This is a genomic window from Curvibacter lanceolatus ATCC 14669, from assembly GCF_000381265.1.
Taxonomy (GTDB): Bacteria; Pseudomonadota; Gammaproteobacteria; order Burkholderiales; family Burkholderiaceae_C; genus Curvibacter; species Curvibacter lanceolatus.
In genome coordinates, this window is record NZ_KB906256.1 from 239,907 (window position 1) to 261,209 (window position 21,303).

General features: G+C 66.3%; 15 protein-coding genes and 1 pseudogene. 7 read left to right on the forward strand and 9 right to left on the reverse strand.

What is annotated here, in order from left to right:
* Window positions 1–44: 44 nt before the first annotated feature.
* Window positions 45–1,094, forward strand: coding sequence for a DctP family TRAP transporter solute-binding subunit (locus F624_RS0109885; protein WP_019574139.1), 1,050 nt, complete (start codon window positions 45–47; stop codon window positions 1,092–1,094).
* 99 nt (window positions 1,095–1,193) lie between these two features.
* Here the strand turns inward: F624_RS0109885 and F624_RS0109890 are convergent, their stop codons facing one another.
* From F624_RS0109890 to F624_RS32415, 7 genes and pseudogenes are all read right to left on the reverse strand, one after another.
* On the reverse strand, window positions 1,194–1,931 hold the full coding sequence (locus tag F624_RS0109890) for an amino acid ABC transporter ATP-binding protein (protein ID WP_019574140.1): 738 nt from the start codon (window positions 1,929–1,931) through the stop codon (window positions 1,194–1,196).
* 26 nt (window positions 1,932–1,957) lie between these two features.
* Entirely contained in the window at window positions 1,958–2,623 is a 666-nt protein-coding gene (locus tag F624_RS0109895; RefSeq protein WP_019574141.1) for an amino acid ABC transporter permease, read from the reverse strand.
* Window positions 2,623–3,348 carry an amino acid ABC transporter permease gene (locus F624_RS0109900; protein WP_031254628.1) on the reverse strand — a complete coding sequence of 242 codons (726 nt, stop codon included), beginning with the start codon at window positions 3,346–3,348 and terminating at the stop codon, window positions 2,623–2,625. The genes F624_RS0109895 and F624_RS0109900 overlap by 1 nt, the downstream gene beginning before the upstream one ends.
* A 149-nt stretch (window positions 3,349–3,497) precedes the next feature.
* Entirely contained in the window at window positions 3,498–4,397 is a 900-nt protein-coding gene (locus F624_RS0109910; protein ID WP_019574144.1) for a transporter substrate-binding domain-containing protein, read from the reverse strand.
* 512 nt (window positions 4,398–4,909) lie between these two features.
* Window positions 4,910–5,866, reverse strand: coding sequence for a LysR substrate-binding domain-containing protein (locus tag F624_RS0109915; RefSeq protein ID WP_019574145.1), 957 nt, complete (start codon window positions 5,864–5,866; stop codon window positions 4,910–4,912).
* A gap of 35 nt (window positions 5,867–5,901) precedes the next feature.
* Window positions 5,902–6,843 carry a 2-hydroxyacid dehydrogenase gene (locus tag F624_RS0109920; protein ID WP_019574146.1) on the reverse strand — a complete coding sequence of 314 codons (942 nt, stop codon included), beginning with the start codon at window positions 6,841–6,843 and terminating at the stop codon, window positions 5,902–5,904.
* A 54-nt stretch (window positions 6,844–6,897) separates the two neighbouring features.
* Window positions 6,898–8,719, reverse strand: a pseudogene (locus F624_RS32415) (ABCB family ABC transporter ATP-binding protein/permease).
* A 41-nt stretch (window positions 8,720–8,760) separates the two neighbouring features.
* Here F624_RS32415 and F624_RS0109930 point away from each other — a divergent pair.
* The 6 genes from F624_RS0109930 to F624_RS0109955 all read left to right on the forward strand — a co-directional run bounded on the left by F624_RS0109930 (window position 8,761) and on the right by F624_RS0109955 (window position 14,921).
* Entirely contained in the window at window positions 8,761–9,180 is a 420-nt protein-coding gene (locus F624_RS0109930; protein WP_019574147.1) for an acyl-CoA thioesterase, read from the forward strand.
* A gap of 214 nt (window positions 9,181–9,394) precedes the next feature.
* Complete coding sequence (locus tag F624_RS0109935) at window positions 9,395–10,270, forward strand: branched-chain amino acid ABC transporter permease (protein ID WP_019574148.1); 876 nt, start codon at window positions 9,395–9,397, stop codon at window positions 10,268–10,270.
* A gap of 6 nt (window positions 10,271–10,276) precedes the next feature.
* Window positions 10,277–11,353, forward strand: a complete 1,077-nt coding sequence (locus F624_RS0109940) for a branched-chain amino acid ABC transporter permease (protein WP_019574149.1) — start codon at window positions 10,277–10,279, stop codon at window positions 11,351–11,353.
* An 8-nt stretch (window positions 11,354–11,361) separates the two neighbouring features.
* Entirely contained in the window at window positions 11,362–12,207 is an 846-nt protein-coding gene (locus F624_RS0109945) for an ABC transporter ATP-binding protein (RefSeq protein WP_019574150.1), read from the forward strand.
* Window positions 12,204–13,064 (forward strand): ABC transporter ATP-binding protein, encoded by an 861-nt coding sequence (locus F624_RS0109950; protein WP_019574151.1) that lies wholly within the window; start codon window positions 12,204–12,206, stop codon window positions 13,062–13,064. The genes F624_RS0109945 and F624_RS0109950 overlap by 4 nt, the downstream gene beginning before the upstream one ends.
* Before the next feature lie 3 nt (window positions 13,065–13,067).
* A complete protein-coding gene (locus F624_RS0109955) occupies window positions 13,068–14,921 on the forward strand; it encodes an AMP-dependent synthetase/ligase (protein WP_019574152.1) in 1,854 nt (617 codons plus the stop codon).
* Window positions 14,922–14,988: 67 nt separating this feature from the next.
* On the opposite strand, the gene F624_RS36225 is transcribed toward F624_RS0109955, so the two are convergent.
* Together F624_RS36225 and F624_RS0109965 are read right to left on the reverse strand one after the other, a co-directional pair.
* A complete protein-coding gene (locus F624_RS36225; protein ID WP_019574153.1) occupies window positions 14,989–18,714 on the reverse strand; it encodes a glycosyltransferase in 3,726 nt (1,241 codons plus the stop codon).
* A 160-nt stretch (window positions 18,715–18,874) separates the two neighbouring features.
* Window positions 18,875–21,241 carry a penicillin-binding protein 1A gene (locus F624_RS0109965; protein WP_019574154.1) on the reverse strand — a complete coding sequence of 789 codons (2,367 nt, stop codon included), beginning with the start codon at window positions 21,239–21,241 and terminating at the stop codon, window positions 18,875–18,877.
* Between the last annotated feature and the right edge of the window lie 62 nt (window positions 21,242–21,303).

Here is a 21,303-nt window from a genome sequence, read left to right on the forward strand (position 1 = left end):
GATTCCGATTCCGTTCCCTACCGATTCGACCCAAGGAGACCTTCATGACGAAAAACACTTTCCAGACTTTCAAGCGCTCGCTGCTGGCGCTGGCCGTGGGCAGCCTGGCCCTGGCCGCGCTGCCGGGCACGGCCTCGGCGCAGAACTACAAGTCCGAGTACCGCATGTCCCTGGTGCTGGGCCCGGCCTTCCCCTGGGGCAAGGGCGGCGAGATCTGGGCCAACAAGGTGCGTGAACGCACCCAGGGTCGCATCAACATCAAGCTCTACCCGGGCGTGTCGCTGATCCAGGGCGACCAGACGCGTGAATTCAGCGCCCTGCGCCAGGGCGTGATCGACATGGCCGTGGGCTCGACCATCAACTGGTCGCCCCAGGTCAAGCAGCTCAACCTGTTCTCGCTGCCCTTCCTGATGCCCGACTACGCGGCCGTGGACTCGCTGACCCAGGGCGAAGTGGGCAAGAACCTGTTCAAGGTGCTGGATCAGGCCGGCGTGGTGCCGCTGGCCTGGGGCGAGAACGGCTACCGCGAGATCTCGACCTCCAAGCTGCCGATCAAGAAGCCCGAAGACCTCAAGGGCCTGAAGATCCGCGTGGTGGGCTCGCCCCTGTTCCTGGACACCTTCAGCGCCCTGGGTGCCAACCCCACCCAGATGAGCTGGGCCGATGCCCAGCCCGCGCTCGCCAGCGGCGCGGTGGACGGCCAGGAAAACCCGATCTCGATCTTCACCGCCGCCAAGCTGCACACCGTGGGCCAGAAGTACGTGACGATGTGGGGCTACATCTGCGACCCGCTGGTGTTCGTGGTCAACAAGGACATCTGGAACTCCTGGACCCCGGCCGACCGCGAGATCGTGCGCCAGGCCGCCATCGATGCCGGCAAGGAAGAAACCGCCCTGGCCCGCAAAGGCCTGGTCGAGGCCGACAAGCCCCTGCTCAAGGAGATCGCGGGCCATGGCGTGAACGTGGTGCAACTGAGCCCGGCCGAGCGCGAAGCCTTTGTGAAGGCCACCCGCCCGGTGTATGACAAGTGGAAGAACACCATCGGTGCCGACCTGGTCACCCAGGCCGAAAAGTCGATCGCATCACGGAAGTGATCTCAGGCGGGCGGCCCCTTGGGGCCGCCATGCAGGAAAAAAGCCCCGCCGGGAATCCCTGGCGGGGCTTTTTTCTGGGCGCGTGCAGCGCGGCGGGCCTCAGTGCTGCAGGATCTTGTTGAGGAAGTCCTTGGTACGGGGCTGGCGTTCTTCGGGCTTGTTGAAGAAGTCGTCCTTGGAGCAGTCCTCCAGGATCTTGCCGCCCACGTCCATGAAGATCACGCGGTTGCTGACCTTGCGCGCAAAGCCCATTTCGTGCGTGACCACCATCATGGTCATGCCTTCCTTGGCCAGGCCCACCATCACGTCGAGCACCTCACCCACCATCTCGGGGTCGAGCGCGGAGGTGGGCTCGTCGAACAGCATCACGATCGGGTCCATAGCCAGCGCGCGTGCAATCGCCACACGCTGCTGCTGACCGCCCGACAGCTGACCGGGGAACTTGTCCTTGTGGGCGATCAGGCCCACGCGCTCCAGGTACTTCAGGCCCTGCTTCTTGGCCTCGTCGGCACTGCGGCCCAGCACCTTGACCTGGGCAATGGTCAGGTTCTCGGTCACCGACAGGTGCGGAAACAGCTCGAAGTGCTGGAACACCATGCCCACATGGCTGCGCAGCTTGGGCAGGTCGGTCTTGGGGTCGTGCACGGCCGTGCCATTGACGTAGATCTCGCCCTTCTGGAAGGGCTCGAGCGCGTTGATGGTCTTGATCAGCGTGGACTTGCCCGAGCCCGAAGGCCCGCACACCACCACCACTTCGCCTTTGTTGATGCTGGTGGAGCAGTCATTCAGCACCTGAAAGCTGCCATACCACTTGGAAACGTTCTTGAGTTCAATCATGGAAATTTCTCACTCTCAATACCGCGTCAGCGGATGATGGCAATCTTCTTGTGCAGGTGCTTGACCAGCGAGGACAGGGCAAAGCAGATCACGAAATAGACCACGGCGGCGAGCACGTAGGCCTCGATCGGGCGGCCGAAGTTCTTGCCCGCGGTCTCGAAGCCCTTGAGCATGTCGTAAGCGCCGATGGCATACACCAGCGAGGTGTCCTGGAACAGGATGATGGTCTGCGTGAGCAGCACCGGCAGCATGTTGCGGAAGGCCTGCGGCAGGATCACCAGCTTCATGTTCTGGCCATAGCTCATGCCCAGCGCCTGCCCGGCAAAGACCTGGCCACGGGGGATCGACTGGATGCCGGCGCGCATGATCTCGCTGAAGTAGGCCGCCTCGAAAGCGATGAAGGTGATGGTGGCCGACACCTCGGCGCCGATGGGGCGACCGATGGCAAACGGTGCCAGCAGGAACACCCAAAGAATCACCATGACCAGCGGAATGCTGCGCATGCCGTTGACGTAGATGGTGGCCGGCACATCCAGCACCTTCTTGCCCGACAGGCGCATCAGCGCCAGCACCGTGCCGAAGATCACGCCACCGATGGTGGACACGATGGTCAGCAAGATGCTGAAGTAGAAGCCCTTGGCAACGAACTTGCTGATCAGGTCCCAGTTGTAGAAAGACAGGTCGAAGTTCATCAGTGACCCCCTCCGGTACCGCCCTGGACGATGAAGCCCGGGACACGCGAACGCTTTTCGATGAAGGCCATGATGCGGTTGATCACAAAGGCCGAGATCACGTACAGACCGGTCACGGCGATGTAGATCTCGATGCCGCGCGAGGTCTCTTCCTGCGCCTGCATGGCGAACATGGTCAGCTCAGACACCGACACGGCAAAAGCCACCGACGAGTTCTTGAAGATGTTCATGGTCTCGCTGGTGAGCGGCGGGATGATGATGCGAAACGCCATCGGCAGGATCACATAGCGGTAGTACTGCGGCGTGGTGAAGCCCAGTGCCATGCCCGCATAGCGCTGGCCGCGAGGCAAGGCCTGGATGCCGGCACGCACCTGCTCGGCGATCCGTGCCGAGGTGAAGATGCCCAGGGCCAGCACCACCAGGATGAAGCTGGGCACCTCTTTGAGGGCCGGCACAAACGCCGGGATCACGTGGTACCAGAGGAAGATCTGGACCAGCAGCGGAATATTGCGAAACAGCTCGACCCAGGCATTGCCGAGTCGGGTGAGCCAGGGGCTGTCGGGCAGGGTGCGGATGGTGCCGATCACCGAGCCCAGGACCAGGGCCACCGCCAGCGCCAGCAGCGCCACGGACACGGTCCAGCCCCAGGCCGACAGCATCCATTGCCAGTAGGTCGGGTAAGCCCCGCCGGGGTCTTGCAGGAAGACTTCCCATTGCCAGTTCATGGCCATACAGGCTTCTCCAGATTGAAAATTGAAAACAGGGAACCGGCCGGGCCCACATCAGCACCGGCAGCCAACAGGCTGCCGGTCTGGGGCCCGGCCAGGGCGGGCATCAGCTCACCCCAGGGGCAGGCGGACGCCGCAAGACGCCATCACTTCTTGGCGTAGTCTTCGGCAGGCTTGTCGTTGGGGTTGGCCCAGGCAGCCTTGGTGGCTTCGCTGGCCGGGAGGCCCACGCGGGTGTTCTTCGGCGGGATGGGTTGCACAAACCACTTGTCGTACAGCTTGGCCAGTTCACCCGACTTGGCCAGTTCCTTGATGGTGTCGTCGCCGAGCTTCTTGAAGGCCGGGTCGTCCTTGCGCACCATGATGCCGATGGGTTCGACGTTGAGCACTTCGCCCACGATCTTGTAGTCGGCCGGGCTCTTGGAGGTGGCGATGTTGCCAGCCAGGATCTGGGCGTCCATCACGAAAGCGTCGGCGCGGCCCGACTCGAGCAGCAGGAAGCTGTCGGCGTGGTCCTTGCCGAAGACTTCCTTGAAGTCGACGCCGGTGGCGCGCTCATGCTTGCGCAGCAACTGCACGGATGTGGTGCCCGTGGTGGTGGCCACGTTCTTGCCATTGAGCTGGGCGATGCCGGTGATGCCCGAAGCCGCCTTGACTGCGATGCGCACTTCTTCGACGTAGGCGGTGTCCAGGAAGGACACGTCCTTCTGACGGGCCACGTTGTTGGTGGTCGAGCCGCACTCGATGTCCACGGTGCCGTTCTGCACCAGCGGGATGCGGTTTTGCGAAGTGACCGAGACGTACTTCACTTCCAGCTTCTTGCCCACGGCCTTTTCGACGTTGGTGACGATGCGCTGGCACAGCTCGACGTGGTAGCCCACGTACTTGCCGTCACCCAGTGTGTAAGACAGGGCGCCCGAGGAATCGCGCACACCCAGGGTGATGGCGCCCGACGCCTTGACCTTGGCCAACGTGTCGTTGGCTTGGGCCAGGACGCTGCCCGTCGCCAGGGCGGCGACTGCGAAAGCGAGCAAATGTTTCTTCATGGAATCTCCTAGGAATGGGAACGATGAGATTAAGGGAAGGGTAAATTTTAGGGAACCAGCACCCAGGGAATACCCGGCGTCCCAGCATGCAAAAAATGCACTGAAGGAATCATTTCCTGGCCAATCCGGGTGCGCTACCCACCCCGACACGCGAGCCCGCCACCTGAACGGCAGGGCTTGGCATGTGGACGATCCAGACAAGCAGCCTTTGTGCCAGGGTAAGCCTCAAATGCAATGGATCAGACAGAATCAGGGAAAACGTGAGCCACCTTGAGCATCGCAGCGCACGCCGCAACGGCATCCGGATGAGTGGCATGCATGGAAGAAGAAATGGCTTGTCTCGGCACCGTGACGCATGGTGATGGTCCTGTTGTTCTTGGAACCCGTCACGCCTGTGTCTTGGACAGGCGGCAGGTTGGTGGGCCCAGACTGTAGAGAAGCGCCCGACCCAAGGCCAATGCCGGATTAAACGGGCCTCATGCAAAAAAAGCATGAATCCACCCCACTCGCGCTCAGACCGATTCGTCCGGACGCACCGTATTGGCCACCAGGTAGCGCCACAGGGCTTCGGCCCGGTCCTTGGGCGCCTCACGCCCGGCGGCCTGGGCAGAGGGCCGCTCACGGTAGGCGCGCAGCTCCATGGTGATCTGCAGGGGCGGGGCATCGGGCGGCAAAGCGCTGACCAGGCGCCGGGCCCGCAGGTCCTTGCGCACCGCGCTGAAGGGCAGAAACGCCACGCCATGGCCTTCCAGCGCCATGGCCTTGAGGCCTTCGGCCATGTCCGTCTCATACACGCGGTCGAGGTGAATGGCGGTGCCCGACTGTTTCAGCATCAACTCGACCATGCGCCCCAGGTAGGCATCGGGGGCATAGCCCAGGTAGGGCAGCAACTGGCCCGGGCGACCCGGCAGCAGGTACATGGGCCGGCCCTCGGCGTCGGGCTTCACATAGGGGGCCAGCACCTCCTGGCCCAGGCTCACCATGTCGTAGCGGTCGGGGTCGATCTGGAAGGGCTGCGAGGGGTGGTAGTAGGCGATCAGCAGATCGCAACTGCCCTCCACCAGGCGCAGCACCGCGTCGTGCACGTTGAGCGCGATCAGGCGGCTCTTGAGTGGCCCGAATTTCTCGCGCAGGGTGGTCACCCAGGTCGGGAAGAAGGTGAAGGCCAGGGTGTGCGGCACCGCAAACTCAACCACGTCCTTGCCCACGCTGGTGTGGCCGCGCAGCATGGCCCGGGTGGTCTGCAGCGACTGCAGCATCTCCAGCGACTGGGCGTACAGCGTCTCGCCAGCGGGCGTGAGGCGCGTCGGGTAGGAGCTGCGATCCACCAGATCGGCCCCGGCCCAGGCCTCCAGGGCCTGGATGCGGCGCGAGAACGCCGGCTGGGTCACGTGCCGCAATTGGGCCGACCGGCTGAAACTGCGGGTCTCGGCCAGGCTGACGAAGTCTTCAAGCCATTTGGTTTCCATGGGGGGCGATTATGAGCCGCCCCAGGGCACGCTGGTCACACCGGTGCCACCACACCCTGCCCCGAGTAATGCCCCTTGACATTGGCCAAAAACTGGTTGACTGAGCGCTGCACGGCCTCAGGCGACCAACCGGCCACATGGGGCGTGAGCACCACATTGGGGAGCCCGATCAGATCGGCCGGGGGTTGCGGCTCGCTTTCGTACACGTCCAGGCCGGCCGCGCCCAGGCGCCCCTCACGCAAGGCCAGCGCCAGCGCCGCGGTATCGACCACGCTGCCGCGCGCGATGTTGACCAGCACGCCGCGGGGGCCCAGCGCCTCCAGCACCGGCGCATTCACCAGGTGCCGCGTGGCCGCACCGCCGGGGGTGGCCACCACCAGAAAATCGGCCCACTCGGCCAGGGCCTGCAACTGGTCGAAGTAGCGGTAACCCACGCCTTCGCGGGGGCTGCGGTTGTGGTAGCCCACCTCGATGTCAAAGCCCTCGGCCCGGCGCGCGATCTTGCGCCCGATGGTGCCCAGGCCCAACAGGCCCAGACGACGCCCCGACACATTGGGCGGCAGGGGAATGGCCTCGCGCCAGACGCCCTGACGGGTCAGGGCATCCAGGCGCGGGATGCCGCGCACAGCGGCCAGCAGCAGGCCCAGGGCGTGGTCGGCCACGCAGTCGTCATTGGTGCCGGCGCCATTGGCCACCACCACCCCGCGCTGGCGGGCATGGGCCACATCGACCATCTCGTAACCTGCGCCCAGGGCGCAGATCAGTTGCAGCTGGGGCATGCGGTCCATCTCGGCCGCGGTCAGCCCCACCGCGCCCACGGTCAGCACCACCTGCACCTGGGCCCCGTGCTCGGCCACGGCCGCGGCCCGCTCGGCCGGGCTGGGGGCGTAGATCACCTGCAGCAGCTCGCCCATCTGGGCTCGGTGTTCTTCAGACAAAAAGTGGAGGGCCAACAACAAGGGCTTGGTCGGATTCATGGCAAGAACTCAAAAAACAAAGGAATGAAAACGCACATCGGCGCCGGCTCAGGATCACTCACCGCTTTGCTGCAGCGCCCACATGCGGGCGTAGCGGCCCTGCTGGGCCAGCAAGTCGGCATGGGCACCGCGCTCGATGATGCGGCCGCCCTCCATCACCAGGATCTCATGCGCATCGACCACGGTGGAGAGGCGGTGCGCAATCACCAGCGAGGTCTTGTTGCGCGCCACCGAGGCCAGCTCGGCCTGGATGGCGCGCTCGTTGGCCGAATCCAGGGCCGAGGTGGCCTCGTCAAAAATCAGGATGGGCGGGTTCTTCAGCAGGGTGCGCGCAATGGCCACGCGCTGCTTCTCACCGCCCGACAGCTTCAGGCCGCGTTCGCCCACCAGGGTCTGGTAGCCAGCCGGCGAGGCGGCAATGAAGTCGTGGATGCGGGCCGCGCGGGCGGCCGATTCCACCTCGGCCTGGCTGCTGCCGGGGCGGCCATAGGCGATGTTGTAGGCCACGGTGTCGTTGAACAGCACCGTGTCCTGCGGCACGATGCCGATGGCCTGGCGCACGCTGGCCTGGGTGACGGCCCGGATGTCGTGCCCACCGATCGTGATGCGGCCCTGCTGCACGTCATAAAAGCGGTACAGCAGCCGTGCCAGCGTCGACTTGCCCGAGCCCGAGGGCCCCACCACGGCCACCGTCTTGCCCGCCGGCACGACAAAGCTCACCCCCTGCAGAATGGGGCGCCCGCCCTGGGGGTCGTAGGCAAAGTGCACATCCTCGAAGCGCAGCTCAGGCGCCTCGCCGGGCTGCAGCGGCTGTGCGCCCGGGGCATCGGCCACCTCGCGCTCGCGCTCCATTAGGGTGAACATCTTGTCGAGATCGGTCAGGCTCTGCTTGATCTCTCGGTAGATCACCCCCAGAAAATTCAAGGGCACATACAGCTGGATCATGAAGGCGTTGACCATCACCAGGTCACCGAGCGTCATGCGGCCATCCACCACGCCCTGGGTGGCGCGCCACAGCATGGCCACCAGGCCCACCGCGATGATCAGCTGCTGCCCGGTGTTGAGCATCGACAAGGTGGTCTGGGCCTTCAGCCGGGCCAGGCGCAGGCGCTCCAGGCTTTCGTCGTAGCGGCGCGCCTCGAAGGTCTCGTTGTTGAAGTACTTGACGGTCTCGTAGTTCAGCAAGGAATCCACCGCCCGCGTGTGGGCAGCCGAATCGAACTCGTTGGCCTGGCGCCGCCACTGGGTGCGCCATTCGGTGACCTTGACCGTGAACACAATGTAGAAGGCCAGGGCGGCCAGGGTGATCCAGGCAAACCAGACGTCGAACTTGACGGCCAGGATGGACAGCACCAGGGTCACCTCGATCAGCGTGGGCACGATGCTGTAGAGCGAGTACGAGATCAGCGACTCGATGCCACGCACGCCGCGCTCGATATCACGCGTCATGCCCCCCGGTCTGGCGCTCCAGGTGAAAGCGCAGGCTCAGCGCGTGCAGGTGCTCAAAAGTCTGCAGCGCGATGCTGCGCGCCGCCCCCTGGGTGGCCTTGGCAAACACCAACTCACGCAACTCGGTGAACAGCGAGGTCGACAGCCGCAAGCCCCCATAGGCCAGCAGCAAGGCGGCCGGCACCACCAGCACGGCCTGCGGATCGCCGGGCTTGAAGGACATCGCGTCCACCAGCGACTTGAGCAGCACCGGCACGCCCACATTGGCCAGCTTGGCCCCCACCATGAAGCCCAGTGCGGCCAGCACACGCCACTTGTACTGCCACAGGTAGGGGAAGAGCCGTGCCAGGGTTTGCCAGTCGCGGGAGGGTGAGCGGTCGGCTTGTGAGATGGGCGCGGGGGGTGAGGATTCGCCAGAGCGGCGCATAGGGGACAATTCCAGACTTGTGAAACCACGAGATTGTGCCCATGTCCGACCGACCCAGTGCCCAGCGGGCCTTTGAAGAACCCCTGCCGCAAGACAAGGAGCTGGTGCTCAAGGTGATTCCAATGCCGGCCGACTGCAACGCCAACGGCGATATCTTTGGCGGCTGGGTCATGGCCCAGGTCGACCTAGCCGGCTCGGTGCTGCCGGCGCGTTACGCCCAGGGCCGCATGGCCACGGTGGCGGTGAACGAGTTCATTTTCAAGCAGCCCGTGCGGGTGGGCGACATCCTGTCGTTTTACGCCTCGATGGAGCGCATCGGCCGCACCTCGATGACGGTGCGGGTCGAGGTGTTTGCCGAGCGATTCCGGGCCCAGGGCCAGTACATCAAGGTGACCCAGGCCACGCTGACCTATGTGGCCATCGACGATCAGGGCCGCCCGCGCGAGATCCCGCGCGGCTGAGGCCCGCCCCTTCTGCCCGCCCTTCTACCCCAGGCGCGCGCCCGGCGATAGCGCCTTTTCCCCGATAGCCAGACCGCCCCTGCCGGCCTCACCATGCGCCAGCGGGTGGCGGTGCTCAGCCGCTCAGGGTTAGCCCCGAGTGTGTGGCCTTGGCCCCCGCCGCTACATTATTTATGCCAAGCAATCGCTTGGCATAAATCATTGGGGAGCCGATGTGCAATTCGTGCAACTGCTGATCAGCGGGGTCTCTCAGGGCTGCATCTACGGCCTGATCGCGCTGGGTTTCGTGCTCATCTACAAGGCCACCGAAACGGTGAGCTTTGCCCAGGGCGAGCTGATGATGCTGGGCGCCTTCTGCGGCCTGGGTCTGATGACGGTGCTGGGCTTTCCGTTCTGGCTGGCGGTGCCGGCCACCCTGGTGGCCATGGGGCTGTTCGGCATCGTGCTGGAGCGTGCCGTGGTGCGCCCCATCCTGGGGCAGCCCGCCTTCTCGGTGGTGATGCTCACCATCGGCATCGGCTACGTGCTGCGCGGCGTGGTCACGATGATCCCGAACATCGGCACCGACACCCACACCCTGCCCGTGCCCTACAAGGACCTGAGTCTGAACCTGGCCGGCCTGGTGCTGAACGCCGAACAGGCCGTGGTGATCGCCGCCACCGCCGTGCTGTGCGGCGGGCTGTTTGCGATGTTCCGCTACAGCAAGCTGGGCATCGCCATGCAGGCGGCCTCGCAGAACCAGTTGGCGGCCTACTACATGGGCATCCCGGTCAAGCGCCTCAACGGCCTGGTGTGGGGGCTGGCCGCAGCCGTGGCCTCGGTGGCCGGGTTGCTGCTGGCGCCCATCACCTTTGTGCACGCCAACATGGGCTTCATCGGCCTGAAGGCCTTCCCGGCCGCCGTGGTCGGGGGCTTTGGCAGCCTGCCCGGGGCCATCGTGGGCGGGCTGGTGATCGGCATCGTCGAGTCGCTGTCGGGCTTTTACCTGCCCGAGGGCTTCAAGGACATCGCGGCCTACATCGTGGTGCTGCTGATGCTGATGGTGAAGCCCAATGGCCTGTTCGGCGACAAGCTGCGTAAGAAAGTCTGACCCACCATGCGCTTTCTGTTCAAGACCGATTACGACCAGGACATCCGCCTGGCCAAACACGGCGGCCAGCGGTTCTGGTACGGGCTCTTGCTGCTGGCCCTGCTGGCCGCGCCCTGGCTGGTGCCCGAGTACTGGCTGGCCCAGCTCACCTTTGTGCTGATCTACGGCATCGTGGGCCTGGGTCTGATGCTGCTGGCCGGCTTCACGGGCTTGTTCTCCATGGGGCATGCGGCCTTTCTGGGCGTGGGGGCTTACACCCAGGCCGCGCTGTGTGGCCTGGGCTGGCCGTTTCCGCTGGCCCTGGCCTGCGCCGCCGCGCTGTCCGCCGCCGCGGGTCTGCTGGTGGGCTTGCCGGCCCTGCGGGTCAAAGGCATCTACCTGGGCATGGCCACCTTGTCGTTCGGCTTCATCGTCGAGGAGGTGTTCGCCCGCTGGGAGAGCGTGACCGGCGGCAATGCCGGCAAGCACGTGCAGGCCCCCGACTTCTTCGGCTGGAAGGCCGACAGCGCCGAATCGTTCTACTTTGTCTGCCTGGTGATCGCCGTGGCCAGCACGCTGGGCATCCTGAACCTGCTGCGCTCCCCCACGGGGAGGGCCTTCGTGGCCATCCGTGACTCGGAGATCTCGGCCCAGAGCATGGGCATCCACCTGGCCCGCTACAAAAGCCTGTCGTTTGCGCTGTCGGCGGCGCTGGCGGGCATGGGCGGAGCGCTTTACGCACACAAGCTGCAGTTCATCTCGCCCGACCAGTTCGACATCCTGCAATCAATCGACCTGCTGCTGATGATCGTGATCGGCGGCCTGGGCTCGGTGCATGGGGCCTTTCTGGGTGCGCTGTTCCTGATCTCGATGCCGCAGGTGATCGCCCTGTCCAAGGATTCGCTGCCCGACGCCATCGCCCAGGCGCCCGGCCTGCAGGGCCTGGTCTACGGCGTGGTGCTGATCGCCTTCGTGCTGTTCGAGCCGCTGGGCCTGTATGGGCGCTGGCTCAAGGTGCGCACCTGGCTGCAGATGTTCCCGTTCTACCGGAAAGGGATGTTCAAGCGCCAAAAATCCTTCCAGAAATCTGACCGGTTGAAATGAGGCCCCCGATGGACAGCGACATCCTTCTCTCGGCCCGCGATCTCAGCGTGCGTTTCGGCGGCGTGCTGGCGGTCAACAAGGTCAGCTTCGAGGTGCGCCAGGGCGAGGTCTTCACCCTGATCGGGCCGAACGGCGCGGGCAAGACCACGGTGTTCAACCTGATCAGCCGCATCTACACGCCCACCAGCGGCGAGATCGATTACGCCAGCGTCGAGGGCCCGGTGCGCCTGACCGAGCGCCCGCCGCACCAGATCGCCCGCCTGGGCATCGCACGCACCTTCCAGAACATCGAGTTGTTCGAACACGCCACCGTGCTGCACAACCTGCTGATCGGGCGGCACACGCACCGCGACAGCGGGCTGTGGAGCGACCTGTTCTTCACCCGCCGCACCCGAGAGGCCGAGCTGCGGGCCCGCCGCAAGGCCGAAGAGGTGATCGACCTGCTCGATTTGCAACACCACCGCGACGCCCTGGTGGCCGGCCTGCCCTATGGGGTGCGCAAGGTGGTCGAGCTGGCACGCGCCCTGTGCACCGAGCCGCGCCTGCTGCTGCTGGACGAGCCCTCCTCCGGCCTCAATGTCGAAGAGACCGAAGACATGGCCTACTGGATCCAGGACATCCAGAAAGAGCTGGGCATCACCGTGCTGATGGTCGAGCACGACATGACCCTGGTGTCGCGCGTGTCCGACCGGGTGCTGGCCATGAACCAGGGCGAGGTGCTGGCCCTGGGCAGCCCGCGCGAGGTGCAGACCCACCCGGGCGTGGCCGAGGCCTACCTGGGCACCATCGACGACGTGAGCAACCTGCGCCGCCCCGCCGGCGCCGGGGCCCGGTTTGAAAGGAAAGCCGCATGAGCGCCACCCTGGCCCCACCACACACCGCGCCACACACGGCACCACACACCGCCCCGCCCTCTTCGCCCAGCCAGGCCGTGGAGGCTGCACCGGCGGTGCTGCAACTGCTCAACGTGGAGAGCGCCTACGGCCCCATCAAGGCCATCCGCGGCGTCAGCCTGCAGGTGCGCGAAGGCGAGATCGCCACCGTGCTGGGCTCCAACGGCGCGGGCAAGAGCACCATCCTCAAAACCATCTCGGGCATCATCGACCCGCGCAAGGGCTCGATCAGCTTCCGCGGCCAGGACATCACCGCCCGCGACCCGTCGGCCATCGTGCGCCTGGGCCTGTCGCATGTGCCCGAAGGGCGCGAGGTGTTCCCGCTGCTGTCGGTGCGCGACAACCTGCTGATGGGCGCCTACACCCGGCACGACGCCGATGCGGTGGCGCGCGACATCGAGGCCGTGTATGGCTACTTCCCCATCCTGCGCGAGCGCGCAGCCCAGGAGGCCGGCCTGCTGTCGGGCGGCCAGCAGCAGATGCTGGCCATCTCGCGAGCCCTGATGGCCCAGCCCTCGCTGATCCTGCTTGACGAACCCAGCCTGGGCCTGAGCCCCAAGCTGACCAAGGAGATCTTCGAGATCGTGGTGCGCATCAACCGCGAACGCGGCACCACCATCTTGCTGGTCGAGCAGAACGCCAACATGGCCCTGAACGCGGCCGACCACGGCTACGTGCTGGAAAACGGGCGCATCGTGATGGAAGACAGCTGCGAGCGCCTGCGCGAGAAGGACGACATCAAGGAGTTCTACCTCGGCCTCAAAGACGACGGCGTGCGCGGTGAGCGGCGCTGGAAAAAGAAAAAGAACTGGAGGTGAGCCGTGACCGGACTCTGGAAACCCGACCGCCTGCAGCCCAGCACCGACATCGTGGTGCCGGGCGACACCATCCCCGCCCTGTTCTGGAACGCGGTCGAGCGCCGTGGCCCGCAGGTGTGGATGCGACAGAAAGAGCTGGGCATCTGGCGCAGCTGGACCTGGGCCCAGACGGCCGAGGCGGTGCGCGAGATCGCCGGCGGGCTGATGAGCCTGGGCTTTGCCCCCGGCGACACCGCCTCCATCCTGTCGAACACGGTGATCGAGTGGGTGCTGGCCGACCTGGCCGTGCTGAGCGCGGGCGGCGTGGCCAATGGCATCTACCCCACCGATGCCGCCCCCCAGGTGCACTACCTGTGCGATGACTCCCGCACCACGGTGCTGTTCGTGGAAGACGACGAGCAGCTCGACAAGGCCCTGGAAGTGCGCGAACAGCTGCCCCTGTTGCGCCAGATCGTGGTCTTTGACATGAAGGGCCTGCGCGAACTCGCCGACCCCGGCGTGATCAGCCTGGACGCGCTGCGCGAGCGCGGCCGTGCCCACCTGCAGCAGCACGCAGGCGAGCTGGAGCGCCGCGTGCAGGCCTGCCGCCCTGAGGATCTGGCCATCCTGGTCTACACCTCGGGCACCACCGGCAAACCCAAGGGCGCCATGCACACCCACGCCGGCCTGGTCTACACCGTGCGCGGCTACAACACCCTGATCGCCCGCGACGAGCACGACGAGGCCATGTGCTTTCTGCCTCTGTGCCACATCGCCGAGCGCCTGGGCGGCGAGTACTTCTCGCTCTACACCGGCACCCGGCTCAACTTCGTCGAGAACCCCGAAACCGTGCCCGAGAACGTGCGCGAGATCGCCCCCACCGTGTTCACCGCCGTGCCCCGGGTGTGGGAGAAGTTCTACTCGGGCGTGATGATCGCGCTGAAAGAGTCCAGTGCCCTACAGCAGGCCGTCTATGCCTGGGCCATCGGCGTCGGCACCCGCATTGCCGACCGGGTGCTGGCCGGGCAACCCGTGAGCACCGCGCTCAAGGCCCAGTTCACGCTGGCCCGTTGGCTGGCGCTCGACAACGTGCGCAAGCTCATCGGCATCCACCGCGCGCGCTTTCTGGTGACCGGGGCCGCCCCCATCTCACCCGATCTGGTCAAGTGGTACCTGGCGTTGGGTGTGCCCATGCTGGAAGTCTGGGGCATGACCGAGACCTGCGGCGCCGCCACCGGCGTGCCGGCCACACGCATCAAGCCCGGCTCGATCGGGCCGGCCGCGGGCTACAACGAGGTGCGCCTGGACCCGGCCACCGGCGAGATCCTGGTGCGCGGCCCCAACGTCTTCAAGGGCTACCTGAACCTGCCCGAAAAGACCGCCGAAACCATCACCCCCGACGGCTGGCTGCACACCGGCGACGTGGGCCAGGTCGATGCCGACGGTTACTACCGCATCACCGACCGCATGAAGGACATCATCATCACCGCCGGCGGCAAGAACATCACCCCCAGCGAACTTGAGAACGAACTGAAGTTCTCGCCCTACATCACCGATGCCGTGGTGATCGGCGACCGCCGACCCTACCTGACCGTGATCATCATGATCGACCAGGAAAACGTCGAAAAATACGCCCAGGACCACGATGTGCCCTTCAGCAACTACGCCAGCCTGACCCGCGCCCCCGAGGTGCAGCAGCTGATCCAGGGCGTGATCGACCAGGTCAACACCCGCTTCGCCCGCGTCGAGCAGATCAAGAAGTTCTTCCTGCTCGACACCCAGCTCAGCGCCGAAGACGAGGAGCTCACCCCCACCATGAAGCTCAAGCGCCAGCTGGTGCAGAAGAAGTACGCCGAGCGGATCGAAGCGATGTATTGACCCCCTTGCGGTCAACCCAGGCACCATGTGCCTGGGAGCCGCAAAGAGGTGGGCAGCCCGCGCGTGATCAGTGCGGGGTTTGGGGCGCCACCAGCCCGGCCAGGGTCTTGGCGGCGTTGGCGCGCGAGAAATGGCGCTGGATGTTGGCGCGCCCGTTGGCGGCCAGGCTGTTCCAGAGCGCTTCGTCGCCATACAGGCGCACGATCTCATCGGCATAGGCCTGGGGGTCGTCTGCCACCAGCAGGTCCACGCCCGGGCGCAAGCCCATGCCTTCAGAGGCCACAACGGTCGCCACCACGGGCAGGCCGTGGGCCATGGCCTGGTTGACCTTGCCCTTGACGCCCGCGCCGTAACGCAGCGGCGCCACCGAGATGCGGGCTCGCGCGATCAGCGGGTTGACATCTTCCACATAGCCCACGATGTTCACGCCCGGACCCGTCCTGGCCTGGATGCGCGCCGGCATGTGACTGCCCACCACGGTGAAGACCAGCTCGGGCAGGCGTGCATGGACCCGGGGCCAGACCTCGGCGAGGAACCACTCCACCGCGTCGATGTTGGGCGGGTGGCGGAAGCCCCCGATGAAGAGCAGGCCCTCGCGCTCGGCATAGCTGGGCCCGGCCGGCTCGACCTCGTGGATGTTGGACAGGATGCGCACATCGGCGCCCGGCACCTCCTTGCCCAGCACGCCGAGTTCAACCGGACTCACCACCAGGGTGACGTCGCAGGCGCGGATCACGCCCAGCTCCTGCTCGCGGGTCTTGAGGGCGGTGCCCATCAAGGCCGAGGAGTTCTCCAGTTCGGCCAGGCGCTGCTCGCGCAGGTAGTGCAGGTCGACCGTGTCGAACACGATGCGGGCCTGCGGTGCCCATTCGCGAATGCGCGCCATGTAGGGCGCCGCGATGTAGTGGCGGCAGAACAGGATGGTGTCGTACAGCTTGCCGCGCTGCTCCAGCAACTGGGCCACCGAGCCGATGTAGGGGGCGAACCAGACCTCGACCCCGGCCCGCTGCAGTTGGGCCACATAGGGCTGGCGGCATTCGAGGTTGTCGGCCACGAAGCTGACCTTGCAACCCTGCTCGACCAGCAGCTCCAGCATGGCCAGCATGCGCACCGAGCCCGAATCCTGATCGGGGGTGATCATGCAGGCCTCGACCACCAGCACGCGGGCGCGCGCCTCGCGGTCCACCTCGCGCTGCGGCTCCACGCCATTGAGGCGGTGGTGCTTGAGCACGCCTTCCCAACGCTTGAAGAACACTTCCTTGTTGATCACCTGGTGCCGCTTCACGCCCTGGGTTTCATCGGTGCCCGAGCTGATGCCCTCGTAATGCACGATGGTGCACTGCGGCTGGTAGTACACGCGCTGGCCCGCAGCACGCACGCGGAAGGCCAGGTCGGTGTCCTCGTAATAGGCCGGGGTGTAGGCCCGGTCGAAACCGCCCAGGGCCACCCAGTCGCTGCGCATGATGGCCAGACAGGCGCCCGAGCAGTAGTCGGCCTCGCGCAGGTAGTTGTAGATGGGGCGCTCGGGGTCGTCGCCACGGCCCCAGTTCCAGGCCGAACCGTCCTGCCACAGAATGCCACCGGCCTCTTGCAGCGTGCCGTTGGGATAAACCAGGCGCGCGCCCACCAGACCGGCATCCGAGCGGGTGTCGAACACCCACTGCAGCGCGGCCAGCCAGCCCGGCGTGACCTGGGTGTCGTTGTTGAGCATGACCAGCATGTCACCCCGCGCCAGGTCGGCACCGTGGTGGCAGCTGCCGATGAAGCCCAGGTTCTGCGGATTGCGCACCAGGCGCACGCCTTGCAAATCAGGCAGTGCCTGGGCCGCCGGGTTGGGCGAGGCGTCGTCGACGACGATGATCTCGACATCCGACAGGTCGGTGTGCTCGCCCAGGCTCTTCAGGCAGTTGAAGGTGTAGAGGTGCTGCTCGTAGACCGGGATCACGATCGAATAGCGGGGCACCCGGTCGGCCGGACAGGTGGCCAGGCTCAGCGGGGCAATCTCGGCCTGCGCCGGTGCCGGGCGCTGGGGCGCCTGGTACACGGGGGCATTGAGCTTGTCGTTGATGCGGCGCACCAGGGCCGCCGGCCCTTCGGTGCGCAGGATGCGCAACATCATGGGCAAGCGCTCGACGGCACGCCGGCCTTGACGGCGTGCGGCACCGGCCCGGGAGCGCAGGGCCTTGAGCACCCGACTCGCGAAGCGCAGCGGCCGGGTGACGCGCCAGGAGGTGCTTTGCTCCAACTCCTCAATGCGGGCCTGGCTGCGCACCAGGTCCTGGCCGCGGGATTCGAACAGACGCTCGACGCGCCGGGTTTCTTCCTGTTGGGCACGTGTCGCCGCCTGGGCCTCTCCGACCTGGCGCTGTGCCTCCTGAACCTCGCCACGCAGCGCCTGGATGTCGTCCAGGTAGTTGGTGAACACTTCTTGCCAAGGCCTGCCGACTGCTTCACTGGCTCGCGCCAGCAAGGCCTGCTGCGCCTCCACTTCGGCCAGGCGCTGTTGCAACACTTCACGCGCCTGGCGATGCCCACAGCGCACACCGTAGTCATACAGGGCTTGCAGCGGCAGATCCACGCCAGCAGGCACCGTGGCGCGCAGCAGCGACAGATCAGGCAGGGGATGATCCGGCATCCCGGGTTCAAACCCCGCCAGCGGCTGCATCAGCTTGTCGGCGTAGGCCTGGCGCAGGCGGGACTGGGTCGGCAGGTCGAGCCAGGGCTCGGCCTCGCCCAGGGCCGGGTGGTGTGGGCGCACGGCTTGCAACAAGGCCTGGTTCCAGACCTCGGCCGAGCTGTCGGCCGGCAAGAGGTGAGCGCCAGGGTGCTGGGCCAGGCGTTCGATCAAGGCGCCGCGGGCGCTGGCCACGATGGGCAGGCCCGAGGCCAGGGCGACGTCCAAGGTGTAGGCATACGTCTCCGGGTAGGGGCCAGGGAACCACAGCACATCGGCGCGCTCCAGGGCCAGTCGGTGCGGGAGATCAGCGTCGTCATAGGGACCACGCAACTGGATCGGCAACACCGGGGTCTCGTCGATCGGAGCCTCAGGGGCCCCCAGCAAAGTGAACTCCAGCGGCAACATCTGCTGACGGGCCGCTTCAGCACAACGGCGCAACACCTCCAACCCCTTGATGCGCGACAAGCCGCCCACCAACAGCACACGGGCACTGTGCACCGGGGCCGCCAACCATTCAGCCCGCGGCGGGTGCGCCAACACGGTGATGCGCAGATCGGGGAAATGGCTCAGCACCCGCTCGGCCACGAAGTTCGAGGGAGCCAGCACACGGTCGGCATCGACCAGCAGGCGGTGCATCAAGGCACGCCAGGTGGCCACCGGCAGGCCCCAGACATGCGGTCGAACCTGCTGGCAACGCTGGCAACCGGTCAGATCCGGCTCGCCACAGTAGCCGCCCTCGGGCGTGGACAGGTTGTACAGCGGGCAATATGCCAGATAGTCGTGCAGGGTGACGTCGTAAGGCAAGGCCAGCAGGCCCGGCAGGTCGAGCACATCGGCCCCGAAACCATCGACATGGTGGATATGCAACCGGCTGTAACCTTGCCCGGCCAGCACCGCGGCCAGGCGCGGCCACGATGCGGCACTCAAGACCTCTTCGCCGCCTTCGGCACGCTCCAGGCGCACCAGACCGGCACCGGCCGGTCGCAGCACATCGACCTGGGCGCGGCCTGACAGCAGCGCACGCAGATCGGCCACATGGCGCTCCACCCCGCCGCCCAAGGCATGGGTGATCCAGAGAAAGCGGTGCTGTCCTTGGGGCGCCAGGCCTGGCGCCATTTGTTTTTCTGTCGTCGACAAGACTGAGAACCCTTCAACATCAGTGACGCCGGTACCCCCCGCCTAGGCTCCGGGCTTCAGAGTCTTCCCAGCGTTGGCACCGTCGGCCAGGGTGAACCGGGCCGCGAGATTGTAAAACGGTGCTATGCAGGCCCCGCGCTCAGCGCGCAGCTTGGGCTGGCACCTCCACGGGCACCACCGGCCCGGGACCGACCACGGGCACCAGCGGCACCGGCGGGCTCAGCGCCAGGGCCGGGCTGACGATCTGGTCCTCCAGCCCCAGCGAGCGGATGAAGCCGCCATCGGCCCATTCGGCATAGCGCCAATCGCCATTGACCCGCACCACGCCCTCAGAGGGCTGCAGCTCCTGCACCGGCACGTTCTTGAGCGCCGTGCTCATGAAGTCGATCCAGGCCGGCAAGGCCAGGGCCGAACCCGAAGAGCGGCTGCCCAGGCTGCGCGGGGTGTCATAGCCCACCCAGGCCACGGCGGCGATGCGCGGCTGGAAACCGGCAAACCAGGCATCCACCACATCGTTGGTGGTGCCGGTCTTGCCATACAGGTCCGGGCGCTTGAGCGCGGCCTGCGCGCGGGCCCCCGTGCCTACCCGGGCCACGTCCTGCAGCAGGCTGGCGATCATGAAGGTGTTGCGCTGCGGCACCACGCGGTCGGCCTCGGTGAGCGTGATCTCGGGCGCCTCGAACACCGCCTTGCCCGCGGCGTCGCTGATGCGGCGGATGAACTGGGGCTTGACCTTCAGGCCGCCGTTGGCGATCACGGCATAGGCGCCGGCCAGCTGCATCGGGTTGGTCGAGCCCGAGCCCAGCGCCTGGGTCAGGTTGTCGGGCTGGCGTTCGGGGTCAAAGCCGAAGCGGCTGGTCCAGTCGCGCGCGGCCTGCGGGCCCAACAGCTGCAGCAGCCGGATCGAGACCAGATTCTTGGAGCGGATCAACGCCTGGCGCACGGTGATCGGGCCATCGGTGCTGCCATCGTCGTTCTCGGGCGACCAATCCCCCACATTGCTCAGCGGTGCGTCATTGACCAGGGTCTCGGGCTGCACCCCGCGCTCCATGGCGCCGGCATAGATGAAGGGCTTGTAGCTGGAGCCCGGCTGGCGCCAGCCCTGGGTCACGTGGTTGAACTGGTTGCGGTGAAAGTCAAAACCGCCCACCAGCGCACGCACGTCGCCATTGGCCGGGTCCAGCGCCACCAGACCGCCCTCGGCCTCGGGCCACTGGGTCAGCACCCAGCCCTTGCCTTGCTTCAGCACGCGCAGCACCGCGCCACGGCGCACGCGCAGCTTGTTGGACGCATTCGCTGCCAGGCCTGGCTGGATCTGGCGCAGGGCCGCCCCGTCCAGCTGAAGAACCTCACCGGAGGCCAGCACCACGGTGACCGCCTTGGGCGCCGCCTGGGTCACGATGGCCACGCGCAGTTCATCGTCATCGTCGTAGTCGGACAGGCTCTGGGCCACCGCAGGATCGCTGTCGGCCAGGCCGGCCGCCAGAGTCTCTTCGCCTTCGGGGCCACGCCAGGCCTGGCGCAGCTCGCGCTCGATCAGGGTGCGGCGCAGGGCCTTGTAGGCGGCCTCCTGCTCGTCGGCACGCAGCGTGGTCTCGACCTTCAGGCCGGTGGTGTAGCTGAGCTCACCAAACTGGGCATACACCTGCTGGCGGGCCATCTCGGCCACGTACTCGGCATGCACATCCACCTCATTGAGCTTGCGCACGACCAACGTCTGCTCCTTGGCCTGCTGGTACTGCGCCTCATTGATCACCCCCTGCGAACGCATGCGCGACAGCGCCACCAGTTGCCGCGCCCGGGCCCGCTCGGGGTTGCGGATCGGGTTCACAAAATAGGGGTTCTGTGGCAGGCCGGCCAACATGGCGCACTCGGCCGGCGTCAGCGCGGCCAGCGTCTTGCCGAAGTAGGTCTGCGCCGCGGCCTCGAAGCCATAGGCGCGCGAGCCCAGGTAGATCTGGTTCATGTACAGCTCCAGCACCTGGTCCTTGCTGAGCTGGGACTCGATTTTCAATGCCAGCAAGGCCTCCTTGAACTTGCGGCCCAGGCTGCGCGAGCGGTTCAGGAAGAAGGTGCGCGCCACCTGTTGCGTGATGGTGGAGGCGCCCTGCAGTCGCCCCCCCGTGACGATGGAGCCCAAGGCCCGCGCAATGCCGATGGGGTCGATGCCGTGGTGCTGGTAGAAGCGCGAGTCCTCCACCGCCAGCAGGCTGTCGCGCATGAGTGGGGGGATCTGGTCGATGCGCTGGTACACACGCCGCTCGCTGCCGAAACCACCGATCTCCACCCCGTCGGCGGTGTACACCCGCAAGGGCTGCTTGGGCTGGTAGTTGGACAGGGCGCTGGTGTCCGGCAGGTTCGGGTACATCAGCACGCCGGCCACCAAAGTCAGCACCGACAGCAGGGCCAGCGCCACAGCCCCCCAGGCCAGCACCCGGCGCCAATGCACCCGCAAGGCGCTGCCCAGGCGGGCCGGTCGAAGGGAGTCAGGGATTGAAAACCGCATGCGTGGAGTGTTCAGACAAAACGCCCATTATCGGCAAGCGCCCCACACCCCCATCCGTCCTA